Origin of the sequence: Oligella sp. HMSC09E12, assembly GCF_001808505.1 — a bacterium.
In the GTDB taxonomy this organism is placed as follows: domain Bacteria; phylum Pseudomonadota; class Gammaproteobacteria; order Burkholderiales; family Burkholderiaceae_B; genus Oligella; species Oligella urethralis.
The window spans coordinates 24,146-36,154 of the sequence record NZ_KV793595.1; the positions used below are offsets into that span (position 1 = coordinate 24,146).

The following is a 12,009-nucleotide window of genomic DNA, read 5'->3' on the forward strand; positions in this document are numbered from 1 at the left end:
GGAGGATGTTATGTTTATTAAAGATATGAATTGGATGCAAGTTGAGGAATACCTCAGTAAAGATGACCGCATCATTGTTCCGCTAGGCAGCACCGAACAGCATGCTTATTTAAGTTTGTGTACAGACCTACTCCTAGCAGAGAACATCTCTCTTGAAGCTGCAGAACCCCTTGGCGTCCCAGTCATGCCTGGCGTTGCATTTGGCATGACACCATACTTTAGTGCATACCCAGGCACCGTTTCATTAAAACCAGCCACCTATTTTGCATTAATAAGGGACATTCTTGACAGCCTACAACTACAGGGGTTTCGACGCATTCTCTTTGTCAATGGACATGGTGGCAACAGCCCTGTCGCTGCTGAGATTCAAGAGTGGCTAAAGTCTCGTGATGAGATGCAAGTCAAAATTCATAATTGGTGGGCAGCGCCAAAAACTATGGCAACAGTCACTGAGATAGATCCCATAGCATCGCATGCGTCATGGATGGAAAACTTTCCCATCACCCGTATAGAAGGCGTAACTATGCCTACAGTGCAAAAACCTATGATTAATTTAAAAACCAATAAGCTTTTAAGTGCCAAACAGGTGCGGGAATATTGCGGAGATGGTAATTATGGTGGCGACTACCAAAAAGATGATCTCAGTATGGAAAAAATTTGGCAAATAGGCGTTTTAGAAACTCGCGAGGCTTTAGAAAATGACTGGATTTAACGAGTCAAAATTTGCTTTTCCAGCTGTTCCCATTCTTTCTGCAACTATTGAGGAAGATGACTATCTGCTAGCTAAAGAGCTTTTAGCAAAGATTGAGTCCCTGACCCATGTTGGGGACGATGTTTTAAAGCTAGAGTCAGAATTCTCCAAATGGCTTGGCGTTAATACAAGTATTGCTTGGACTGGTGGCAGAACTGCCCTATATGCTTCGATTAAGGCACTTAATCTTCAACCTGGCGATGAAGTTATTGTGCCTGCTTTCACCTGTCAGGCCGTGATTAATGCCTTCAAGTTTCAGCAGGTGGTGCCTGTTTATGCTGATATCGAAGAACAGAGTTATGGGCTCTCCATCACAGAGGTGCGCAAAAAGTTAAGCGCTAGAACCAAAGGAATACTCCTGCAGTATACCTTTGGTCTTATTCCTAAAGATATAAAAGAAACTATAGCTTGGGCAAGGGAGAACGACTTATGGATCATTGAAGATTGTGCCCATGCCTTAGGAGCTGAATGGGAAGGACAGAAACTCGGTGCATTAGGAGATATCTCCATTTTCAGTTCAGAGCGTTCAAAAATCATCAACACGGTCCATGGTGGTATTAGCTCTACTGACAACCCCACTATCAGTGAGTCTTTATTAGCCTTAAAAAGACAATCACCAACAATCTCCACAGAAAAGACTAAAAGTTTATTAGAAACTTTTCTATTATTATATGAACAAAACAATAACCTGCCCTTAAGCATACAAAAAGAGCATGCTATCCCGCAAATGTTTACGGATGAGCTAGAAGGCAAATTCATAGCTCATTACAAGGAATTAATGAGCCCAGCCATTGCTACATTATTCTTAAAACAATTCTCTAAACTAGAGAAGTTTCAAAGCCAACGGGATAAGGCGACACGGTTTTGGAACCAATGGTGTGATAACAATGGCTATGAAAAGCCACTGGTCGTGAACAATAGTCGACCCACATTTTTGCGTTACCCGCTTTATGCAGGCAAGCATGTAAAAGATAACATACTTGAGCTTGAACGAAAATTAAACGTAGATTTAGGCGTTTGGTTTACCACACCTGCACACCCTATGCCTATCAAGGTACCAGATTGTCCCGTAGGGATGCGACTAACAGCTGGTTGTATCAACATGCCTACCATATTGCCTCAAGCTTTCTACGACCATTTTAATTTTAAGGATGCTTAAACTTATGACTGAATCTTTTCGCCCTGTTCTAGTGATTCACGGAGGAGCTGGCGCTATCTCAAAAGAAGTAATCACCACTGAACAGGCTAAAAATTACACCGAGAGTTTAGCCAATATTGCTAAGGCGGGAATAGAGATAATCGAAAACGGAGGCAGTGCTGTTGATGCCGTCACACATGCTGTTTCATTGCTTGAAGATTGTGAGCTGTTTAATGCTGGAAAGGGCTCAGTTTTTACCGCTGACGAGACACATGAATTAGATGCAGCCATCATGGATGGCTTAACATTAAAAACTGGCGCCGTAAGCATCGTTAACCGAATTAAGAATCCTGTTCAAGCGGCAAGAGCAGTGCTACGACACAGTCATCATGCTTTTTTTGTTGGTGAGGGTGCTCATCGTTTTGCTAAAGAACATGGGTTAGAGTTGGTAAGCCCTGACTTTTTCAATACTGAATTTAGATATGAGCAATTGTTGCATTTAAAGAAAACTAATACTAAAAAAGCAGTATTAGATCATAATGCTCAAACATTAACGTCTAAGAGAAAGGCACCTCTGGATGAAAACAACAAAATGGGCACGGTAGGAGCTGTAGCTCTTGATAGCTATGGTAATTTAGCCGCAGCAACCTCAACTGGCGGCCTTACTAACAAGCAAATAGGACGAGTAGGTGATACTCCCATCATCGGCGCTGGCACGTATGCTAACAATAGAACCTGTGCAGTCTCATGCACTGGTGAAGGAGAGCGTTTTATTGAGCTTGTTGCAGCCTATGACATTTCTGCACTTATTGAATACTGTCAGCTCACCATTAACGACGCCGCACACAAAGTGATTGAAAAGCTAACAGCAATTAACGGCGTCGGTGGCCTCATAGCTGTTGATAGTCAAGGCAATATCAGCTTGCCCTTTAACTCTGGTGGTATGTATAGGGCATTTGCGTATCAAAATGAAGAGCCCAGAGTCGCCATCTATGACGAGGAGCCATTCTGCATTTGACGCACAAAGAAACAATACACGTTTAAGAAAGACTTACGCTCAAGGAAAATTACTCTGAAACTGGTAGGCTTTAAACAAAGCGTTTAAAGGAAAATTCACCATAAAATTACCCGATATAAGAACGCTGTCTTATATCGGGTTCACTAAAAACAAGAGTTTATTGTTCGGCTGCAAAAGCGCTAACAACGACAACGTCGTCATCTACCAATTGATAGTAGGCATGCCTTTTTTCTACTGATTTAGTCCTTGAACTAAACCACCAGTACTCCTCATTTAGAATCTCTTCAGCGTTAGCGCTATCAGCAATTTTTGTTAAAAAGGGCTTCCCCTGGACATCAAGCACTTTATCTAGAGAAGTATGAACTAAATCACGCTGACTCGGGGCAAAAATGATCTGTCGACTTTTAGTGTCCAACACAAAAATATATTTATCCGGATTTCTAAAACCGCTCTGATGATTACGGAACTTACGCATGGCAGCAATCGGGTTCTTACGATATTCACTCACTGCCTGTTTTAACAAATCAACAACTTCCGAATCGGTGGCAACGTGAGGCGTATAGCCTACGGCAACGATAATATCATCGACTACTTTAAAACGGGTCAGTTTGTTTTCATCCCTACCTAAGCTCATGCTGTACCAGAGATACTCAACCTCCCCGGCCCCCTCTGCTTTAGCAATATCAATAATACGTTGAAACAAGGGAACACCTTGAGCATCAATGTAATTAATCACATTATCACCAACCATACCAGCAGACCAACCGCCGCTGGAAAGTAAGATCCCCTCCGTACTTAGACTGAACACATAGAGGTCTCGATCAGTAAAACGCTCGTCATTATTAAAGTCGTTAACGCCGCTTAAGCCATTTTCTTGAATATGCGCCACAGCCTTGTCCAATAACTGAGCAACACGCGCCCGAGTAGACTCCTCGGATTTAACAATATCAACCGTATCGTTTTCAGCCTGCACAGGCGAGTTTTCAGCTGTTGCTACTGTTGAGAAAGCCAATGCCAAGACACTGACGAGCATCGCTTTTCTTGTAAACTTTGTCATATTAGTACCCCATCAAACTCGGCAACCACAAAGACAACCCAGGAACGAAGGCAATAGTAAAGATAGCAATCGTTAGGACCAGAATAAACGGTAGAACCTTAACCACAATTGACTCGACAGATGCACCTCCAATCCCCGAAGCAACGAAGATATTTTCACCTAACGGTGGTGTGATAAAGCCCACCGATAAGGCGCAGATAACCACGATACCCACGTGTGTCGGATCCGCACCCAACATATAAGTCACTGGTAACAAAACTGGCACCAGAATCATAATCGCTGCTAAGGTTTCCATAAACATGCCGACAAAGAGCAAAAACAGAATCAATAAAGTCCAGATAAGGTACATATTATCCGTCAAATTAATCAAGGTCTCGGCAATGTGAGCAGGAATTTTCTGCTCCACTAACAAGCGACCGAAAACGGTAGCAGCAAATAAAATTAACAAAACACGACCAGTAATCCAAGTTGTCGTACGCAAGGAGTTAAAGACTTTTTTGAAAGTTATTTCCCGGTGGATAAAAATACCAACGAATAATGTGTAGAAAATCGCAACAACCGCTGATTCTGTCGGCGTGAAAAAACCGGCATAAATACCGCCCAAAATAAAGAGCGGAGCTAATAAAGACCAAACCCCTTGTACCAGTGAACGTCGTAAACCAGCACCGTTCCAACCGCTATCCATACCCTTATAGCCATGCTTGCGTGAGATAAAATAATTCATCACCATAATACTAGAAGCCATAATCAGACCAGGAATAACGCCGGCGATAAATAATTTCGAAATGGAAACACTGGCAAACTCTCCGTGTAGTGTAACGGCCTCAGCCGGCGGTCTTAAGCCAAGCGCAGAAATACCGAAAATCACCATGGGAATCGATGGCGGAATAATAATGCCTAAACCGCCAGACGAAGCTGTAATCGCCGAAGCATAGCTTAAATTATAATTACGCTTGGTCATGGCTGGAATCATTAACATACCCACTGCGGCTGTGGTAGCCGGACCCGAACCGGAAATGGCACCAAAAAACAAACACGCTATTACTGTTGCAAGACCCAAACCACCGGTAATCGGTCCAGCAAGACTTTCTGCAATATCGACTAAACGCCGAGAAATGCCCGCCGCTTCCATGAGCGCACCGGCCAATATAAAGGCCGGCAAAGCCATTAAGGGGAAATTACCTACGGAGGTAAAAGCAATTTGTACAAATGAGATAGGATTTTTGTCCAAAACCAGATATGCCACCATCGCTGCACCGGCTAAGGAGACCGTAATCGGTGCGCCTATCAGCAGCAAGAAAATAAAGCCACCAAATAGCAATAAGACAATTTGTTGTTCCATCGTTACGCCCCTTTAACCAGTTGATTTTTAGATGCTTCCTCTTGAATCTTGGCGAGTTCCTGCGCCTCAGGATCGATGATTTCAACGTGCTTAAACCAAGTAAGATAGTTATTCCATAAAATACGGATGGACATTAAAGCAAAAGCCAAGGGCAATACCATAAAGAAATACTTCATGGGGATACCGGTTGTCTGAGACTTCCAAAACATATTCATGCGATTAAAGACGAAGTCATAACTTAAATAGGTAAAGAAAATATTAAAAGCTACCCATAATAAATCGGCAAACGTTTCCACCACTTTTTTAACAATGGGTGGGAATAGCTTAAATTGCACAGTTACACGATTATGCGCTGACATTTTGGCGGCAACCACCGCACCCAAATAAGCGAACCAGACAAACATATAGGTCGAAACTTCTTCGGCCCAAGGGATGGAATACGCAAAGAAAAAGCGCATGACAATTTGCGCGAAAAGAATAATCACAAAAGTTGAGAGAAGCAGACCGCAAACATACTCTTCGATGTGATTAACAAGATGCAGAAAGAACTTTTTAAAACTCATTGAAATCTCCGTCTTAAAATAGCTACGCTGATAATCAGTTGCCGCTATTTAGGCGACCACCGTCCGACCGAAAACCACATGATGCGGTCGGACAGCTTTACCGGAAAATTAATTGATTTAATTAACGGCCTAACGATTTCAGAATTTTATCTAAGCGCTCTTTACCACCCACTTGGTCGTAGAATTTAGGCCACACTTGGTTAGTCGCCGCCTCGATCCATTCTTTTTCATCATTGGCAGGATCGTTGATTTCCATGCCCTTAGCCACTAATTCTTCTTTAATCTTTTGCTCAGTGTCTTGCAAAAACTGATAGCTATGCTCAGTAGCCTCCATACCGGCATCTAAAATTGCCTGCTGAACTTCTGGTGATTGTGACTGGAACACTTGTTCGCTCACAATTAAGGGCTCTAAGGAGAATAAATAACGAATATTGGTGATGTACTTTTGGACTTCATCAAACTTCATTGCAGCAACGGTGATGTACGGATTATCCTGACCATCCACGACACGCTGTTGTAATGCTGTAAAGGTCTCATTCCAGGCTAAGGGGCTGGGATTAATACCCCAAGACTTATAGGTTGCAATCATTAATTCATTTTTAGGAACTCGGATAACCATGCCCTTTAGATCATCTAACGTTTTAACCGGGCGCTTGGAGTTTGTTAACACACGGAAGCCTGAATAAGACCAACCGATAATGCGCACACCCGCATCACGGATGGTATTTTCCGTCAACTCCTTACCAACATCCCCTTGTGTTAATTGCTTAGCATCTTCCAAACTTTGAATCATGTAAGGTAGCGTTAAAATAGCAACGGAGGGTGAAAATGGCGTGATATTATTGATGGCCAAAATCGAGAAATCAAGTAAACCCATGGCCGCATCATTTACTGTGTCTTGCTCGTCACCTAGTTGGCTATTAGGAAATAGGTCTGCGGTGTATTTGCCATCAGTTTTTTCTTTAAGGCTAGCCGCAAATGCCTTACCCAATTCGTGTTGGGTACCGCCAGCCGCATCACCGATTGCGACTTTAAATGTCGCTGCGCTTACCGCAGTTGCTAGAAAAAAGCCGAAAGCCCCGACCACGGTTTTTTTGAATAGTTTATTAAGTTTCATTTTCTGTCTCCGTACTATGTACTATGTTAAGTAACTATAGTTATTATTTATTTAAACTGCACCGTCTACTGACTACAACACCTCGTCTTTAAGGTGATACCAACGATAAAGAAAGCGTTGACCAAGTCGGCGGAGTGGCGCAAAAGTTTCAGACTCCACTTTTTCAAATAGGTTAGGAAAAGGCAGTCGACTATTGAAAATTGGTAGATCCAATTCCGATCCATGACCAGCGATCCACTGAGCTAAGCGCTTACCAGCTTGCGCTGAATACATGACCCCGTTACCGCCATATCCTAAGGCATAATAAATGCTCTGCTTAGGATCCGGCTGTGTAATGCGTGGCATCATGTCATGACTAACATCAACCCAACCCCACCATGAGTATTCCAATGGAATATCTCCTAGTTCGGGGAATTTACGTTTAATTGAAGCTCTAAGCAAGTCTTCATACTTTTGCTCAGGCGCTACACGACCTGTAATTGCGCTACGGCTCCCAATCTGCAATCGATTATCGGGCAATAATCGATAGTAATGACGAAGCACTCGTGTATCCGTCAAAACTTGATGCGTATAAAAGCGGCACGCCTCAATTTCATCAGCTGTTAAGGGGCGAGTCACTACGGAGTTGGATAAAATTGGCAATAACCGATTTTTAAACTCCTTATGTAAACTGTTGTTAGTATAGCCACCTGTAGCCACCCCAACGGCTTTTGCTTTAACTACGCCACCAGGCGTATGCAAAAAGTGATAACCATCACGGGTTTCCCAGGATTGCACTGGACTGGAGGGGTGCACTTTTACACCTAAGGCTCGTGCCTTTTTGACATAGCCAAAAGCGAGTTTACCAGCATGAATACCAATCCCTTCTGGCTCGTGCATAGCACCGCAAGCCTCATGGTCATTGACATACTCATTGCGCAATGTGGCGGCATCTATAATTTGTGCGTTATAGCCGAAAGTATTACGCAGCAACTCCGCCTCCTGCCTTAGGGCTGACATAATTCTTTCTCGGTGTGCGATATAGAAGTGACCGCCTGGCTGAGGATCGCAATCAATATCTTTGATTAACTCCTTAAAAGTTTCCATGCCATCAACGCATTCCTGATGCATTTTCTTGGCCGTTTCTAAACCCCAACGTTGAATCCACTGAGAACGCTTTAAACGTCCTGACGCACATTGCGCTTGACCGCCATTACGTGTACTACATCCCCAGGCAGTGCGATTAGCCTCTAAAACAGTTGCTTTGATACCATATTCTTGAGCTAGAAAGATGGCTGCTGTCAGCCCTGTAAAGCCAGCACCGATAATGGCTACATCTACTTCCATCGTTTGAGTCACCGGACCATCATCTGCCGGTGGCTCACCCGCCGTACCAATCCAATAGGTGGGCGCATAGTCTCGACCCAGTCCAGGCGTCTTGTCCATCAAAGGGTCATAGCTTGGATCATAGGGTACCCGCGCCTGGGTTGCACTCTCGGTAGTGGTCACCTCATTTATCTGCATGACCATAACTTACTCTCCGCTGATTGGTGGACGATTTTTACGGAATGCGTTTTTGACCTTAATTTTATCGCCGTCAAACTCAAACAAATCGACCATTTGAGCTTCATGTTTGGCACCGTTTAAATCAGTTCCTTTAAATCGACAAACAGCTAAAGCCTTATTTTCTTCCAATAAATAATACTCACCATCTAACCACGCAGCATCAGGGAAGTTATTCCACGCTGACTCATACGCAGCACGAACTTGTTCACGACCTCGATTTTCAGTACCCATGATGGTAGGACCGGCAATGGTGTAAAAAACACAATCATCTGCCGTCATACTCATTAATCTCTCTACATCATGAGCATTCCATGCTTTATAGTATTCTCTAAGAATCTCTAATTTATCTTTACTCATTATCTCTCTCCTTTTGAGAACTTTTTAGGCGAGGCGGAAACACCACTAACTCGCCTAAAAATTCGCTCGATAAGCTTATACGTAATCTTTGTACTTGTCTAATAGACGCACAGGCTTACGTAACGCATCACGACGGAACGGATCACCTAATTCGCGAGTACACATAATTTCGATAACGCAAGTCTTACCCTCGTTCATTTGCATATCGATCGCTTTTTTCAGGGCTGGACCAACGTCTTCGAGACGATCAACGACGATGCCTTCAGCGCCCATTGAACGAGCGATTTCTGCAAAAGAAGAGTTATCCAGTTCACCCGCAACAAAGCGACGATTATAGAACTCAACTTGGTTTTTCTTCTCTGCGCCCCATTGACGGTTGTGGAACACCACAGCAGTCACTGGAATATCATGACGCACCGCAGTCATAACTTCCATCATGCTCATCCCCCAAGCACCATCGCCAGCATAGGCAATAGCAGGACGATCAGGAGCGGCGGCCTTGGCACCGATAATTGTAGGTAAAGCGTAGCCGCAGTTACCAAAACTCATCGGCGCAAAGAAGCTGCGCGGCTTTTCAAAACGCAAGTAACTATGTGCAACCGAGTTAATGTTACCGATATCAGTCGACACCATCACATTTTCTGGCATTGCCTTTTCTAACTCACGTAACACTTGACGTGGGTGGAGATAATCACCACCGTTAAACGTTTTTTCCTTGGCGTTTTCAGCGATCATGTCCAAACTATACGGGTCAGTTTCATGAGTCCAATTATCCAACTCTTCTTCCCACGCTGCTTTTTCAGCTGCAATTTTCTTGGCACGCTCTTCTTTAGTCGCATCGCTCGCTAAGTTTTCATCAGCTAAACGTTTAACCAATTCTTGCGCTACTGCTTTGGCATCACCGCAAATACCGACGGCAATCTTTTTAACTAAACCAAGCACCTTGTGATCCGCATCAATCTGAATGATTTTGGCATCGGCAGGCCAATAATCCATACCATACTGCGGTAAGGTACCGAATGGCCCTAAACGTGAACCTAAAGCAATCACGACATCAGCCTGAGAAATCAGCTTCATACCTGCCTTAGAACCTTGGTAGCCTAAAGGACCACACCACTGAGGATGACTGGCTGGGAATGAGTCATTGTGCTGATAGCTGTTAACAACGGGTGCACCCAAGCGCTCAGCTAAAGCAATACACTCCTCGACGGCATCACCCATCACCACACCGCCACCAGAAATAATGACTGGGAACTTCGCATTTTTCAAAAGCTCAATCGCCTTTTGAAGCGACTGCTCACCACCATAGCCACGATCAATCTCGCGCGGCAATGGAATCTCACACGTAATTTCACCATAGAAGTAGTCACGTGGAATATTTAACTGTGTAGGACCCATTTCGCTCTTAGCGCGATCAAAACAACGTGCTGTATACTCAGCCATACGACTTGGGTTAGTGACATGACCCTGATACTTGGTAAATTCTTGGAACATCGGCAATTGATTACACTCTTGGAAACCGCCTAAGCCCATGGTGTTGGTACCAGCTTCGGGGGTAATCATCACGACAGGACTATGAGCCCAGTAGGCTGCAGCAATACCAGTCACACAGTTACTGATACCAGGGCCGTTTTGACCAATCACAACACCGTGACGACCCGACACTCTAGAATATCCATCCGCCATATGCGCTGCGCCCTGCTCATGAACTACAGGAATCAATCGGATACCTGCTGGTGCAAAAATATCCATTGCGTCCATAAACGCTGAACCCATAATACCGAAGATATCTCTAACACCGTTAGCAACCAAGGTCTCAACGAATGCCTCCGAAGGAGTCATCTTTGTCATACCGGTAACAGGCTTGCGATTATCAATTTCTTGACTCATTTTTTCGTCTCCTAAAAAACCTGTCGCTTTAAGCGGACAGACTAAAAACACATAAGTTTAATGTGCTTGAAACACCAAGCGATTTAAAAGTGATATTTATACAACTCAGAATCAAAACTAACACATAAAATCAAAAAAAGGAACAAAATATTCCATTTTTTATTGAAAAACGGGAAAACCCTAGGATTTATTCCATGAAAATCGTTCATAATGCATATAAACGAGACAAACTAATGCAAATATTTGATTTGGGGTAAGACATGAATGATTTTCTTGAAAAACCAGAACTGGATGTATCAATAACTGATTTGTTTGGTATAGATAACGCTTTGAAAGTTAAGGCGTTTAGCGCAAGAAATGAGTATGTGCCTGCGATTGATGAGGCCTATCGTTTTAATCCGGAGGTCACTTTGGCGATACTGGCCGGTTTCAACAACAACCGTCGCGTTATGGTTCAAGGCAGACACGGCACCGGTAAATCAACGCATATTGAACAAGTCGCAGCGCGCTTAAATTGGCCATGTATCAGAGTAAATTTGGACGGACACATCAGTCGCTTGGACCTAGTGGGCAAGGACACGATTCGTATTCAAGATGGTCTACAAATTACAGCTTTTCAGGAAGGCGTAATTCCTTGGGCGTTACAGCGACCCGTCGCCTTAATTCTGGATGAGTATGATGCTGGGCGCCCCGATGTGATGTTTGTTATTCAGCAAATCTTAGAACATGATGGACAATTTACTTTACTTGATCAAAATCGTGTCTTAACACCACATCCCTATTTTCGTATATTTGCTACTGCTAATACAGTAGGCTTAGGTGATAGCACTGGTTTATATCATGGCACGCATAGCCTTAACCATGCACAACTTGACCGCTGGAATATTGTGACGACCCTAAACTACTTAAGCCCTGAAGAAGAGGTCGCCATTGTGGCAGCTCGCGTACCCATCAAGAATCATGCACAGGGCTTAGCAGATATTAATGCGATGGTTGCTTTAGCCAACCTCACGCGCAATGCCTTTGCCGTCGGCGACCTATCCACCCTTATGTCGCCTCGTACCGTCATCACTTGGGCTGAAAACTGTACGATTTTTAAAAATAAGCAGCATGCTTTTATGGTGTCATTTTTAAATAAATGTGATGAATCTGAACACGCCTTGGTAGCAGAACTTTATCAGCGTTGTTTTAATGAGGAGTTACAGCTAAAACCTCGGTTATAAATAGTGAG

General features: G+C 43.6%; 11 protein-coding genes. 4 read left to right on the forward strand and 7 right to left on the reverse strand.

The window, feature by feature from the left end:
* Positions 1 to 10 precede the first annotated feature (10 nt).
* Genes HMPREF3179_RS08305 through HMPREF3179_RS08315 form a run of 3 tightly spaced genes read left to right on the forward strand, consistent with a single transcriptional unit; the run spans position 11 to position 2,907 of the window.
* Positions 11 to 712 (forward strand): creatininase family protein, encoded by a 702-nt coding sequence (locus HMPREF3179_RS08305; RefSeq protein ID WP_018027036.1) that lies wholly within the window; start codon positions 11 to 13, stop codon positions 710 to 712.
* A complete protein-coding gene (locus tag HMPREF3179_RS08310; RefSeq protein WP_018027037.1) occupies positions 699 to 1,910 on the forward strand; it encodes an aminotransferase class I/II-fold pyridoxal phosphate-dependent enzyme in 1,212 nt (403 codons plus the stop codon). Before HMPREF3179_RS08305 ends, HMPREF3179_RS08310 begins: the two co-directional genes overlap by 14 nt.
* Positions 1,911 to 1,914: 4 nt before the next feature.
* Positions 1,915 to 2,907, forward strand: coding sequence for an isoaspartyl peptidase/L-asparaginase family protein (locus tag HMPREF3179_RS08315; RefSeq protein WP_018027038.1), 993 nt, complete (start codon positions 1,915 to 1,917; stop codon positions 2,905 to 2,907).
* Between the two features lie 157 nt (positions 2,908 to 3,064).
* On the opposite strand, the gene HMPREF3179_RS08320 is transcribed toward HMPREF3179_RS08315, so the two are convergent.
* From HMPREF3179_RS08320 to xsc, 7 genes are all read right to left on the reverse strand, one after another.
* Positions 3,065 to 3,964, reverse strand: a complete 900-nt coding sequence (locus HMPREF3179_RS08320; protein WP_070470619.1) for a cache domain-containing protein — start codon at positions 3,962 to 3,964, stop codon at positions 3,065 to 3,067.
* A 1-nt stretch (position 3,965) separates the two neighbouring features.
* Positions 3,966 to 5,306 carry a TRAP transporter large permease gene (locus HMPREF3179_RS08325; RefSeq protein ID WP_018027040.1) on the reverse strand — a complete coding sequence of 447 codons (1,341 nt, stop codon included), beginning with the start codon at positions 5,304 to 5,306 and terminating at the stop codon, positions 3,966 to 3,968.
* A 2-nt stretch (positions 5,307 to 5,308) separates the two neighbouring features.
* Positions 5,309 to 5,869 carry a TRAP transporter small permease gene (locus HMPREF3179_RS08330; protein WP_018027041.1) on the reverse strand — a complete coding sequence of 187 codons (561 nt, stop codon included), beginning with the start codon at positions 5,867 to 5,869 and terminating at the stop codon, positions 5,309 to 5,311.
* A 121-nt stretch (positions 5,870 to 5,990) separates the two neighbouring features.
* Positions 5,991 to 6,986: a TRAP transporter substrate-binding protein gene (locus tag HMPREF3179_RS08335; protein WP_018027042.1), complete on the reverse strand. Its 996-nt coding sequence runs from the start codon at positions 6,984 to 6,986 to the stop codon at positions 5,991 to 5,993.
* Between the two features lie 72 nt (positions 6,987 to 7,058).
* On the reverse strand, positions 7,059 to 8,495 hold the full coding sequence (locus HMPREF3179_RS08340; RefSeq protein WP_070470621.1) for an NAD(P)/FAD-dependent oxidoreductase: 1,437 nt from the start codon (positions 8,493 to 8,495) through the stop codon (positions 7,059 to 7,061).
* Positions 8,496 to 8,498: 3 nt separating this feature from the next.
* Entirely contained in the window at positions 8,499 to 8,888 is a 390-nt protein-coding gene (locus HMPREF3179_RS08345; protein ID WP_070470622.1) for a nuclear transport factor 2 family protein, read from the reverse strand.
* A 75-nt stretch (positions 8,889 to 8,963) separates the two neighbouring features.
* Positions 8,964 to 10,778, reverse strand: coding sequence for a sulfoacetaldehyde acetyltransferase (gene xsc, locus HMPREF3179_RS08350; RefSeq protein ID WP_070470624.1), 1,815 nt, complete (start codon positions 10,776 to 10,778; stop codon positions 8,964 to 8,966).
* Between the two features lie 260 nt (positions 10,779 to 11,038).
* Between xsc and HMPREF3179_RS08355 the strand changes: the two genes are divergently transcribed.
* A complete protein-coding gene (locus HMPREF3179_RS08355) occupies positions 11,039 to 12,001 on the forward strand; it encodes an AAA family ATPase (protein ID WP_018027046.1) in 963 nt (320 codons plus the stop codon).
* Positions 12,002 to 12,009: the final 8 nt, after the last annotated feature.

Coding starts and splice junctions, on each gene's coding strand:
- HMPREF3179_RS08305 (WP_018027036.1), top strand. CDS start 11: ATGTTTATTAAAGATATGAATTGGATGCAAGTTGAGGAATACCTCAGT.
- HMPREF3179_RS08310 (WP_018027037.1), top strand. CDS start 699: ATGACTGGATTTAACGAGTCAAAATTTGCTTTTCCAGCTGTTCCCATT.
- HMPREF3179_RS08315 (WP_018027038.1), top strand. CDS start 1,915: ATGACTGAATCTTTTCGCCCTGTTCTAGTGATTCACGGAGGAGCTGGC.
- HMPREF3179_RS08320 (WP_070470619.1), bottom strand. CDS start 3,964: ATGACAAAGTTTACAAGAAAAGCGATGCTCGTCAGTGTCTTGGCATTG.
- HMPREF3179_RS08325 (WP_018027040.1), bottom strand. CDS start 5,306: ATGGAACAACAAATTGTCTTATTGCTATTTGGTGGCTTTATTTTCTTG.
- HMPREF3179_RS08330 (WP_018027041.1), bottom strand. CDS start 5,869: ATGAGTTTTAAAAAGTTCTTTCTGCATCTTGTTAATCACATCGAAGAG.
- HMPREF3179_RS08335 (WP_018027042.1), bottom strand. CDS start 6,986: ATGAAACTTAATAAACTATTCAAAAAAACCGTGGTCGGGGCTTTCGGC.
- HMPREF3179_RS08340 (WP_070470621.1), bottom strand. CDS start 8,495: ATGGTCATGCAGATAAATGAGGTGACCACTACCGAGAGTGCAACCCAG.
- HMPREF3179_RS08345 (WP_070470622.1), bottom strand. CDS start 8,888: ATGAGTAAAGATAAATTAGAGATTCTTAGAGAATACTATAAAGCATGG.
- xsc (WP_070470624.1), bottom strand. CDS start 10,778: ATGAGTCAAGAAATTGATAATCGCAAGCCTGTTACCGGTATGACAAAG.
- HMPREF3179_RS08355 (WP_018027046.1), top strand. CDS start 11,039: ATGAATGATTTTCTTGAAAAACCAGAACTGGATGTATCAATAACTGAT.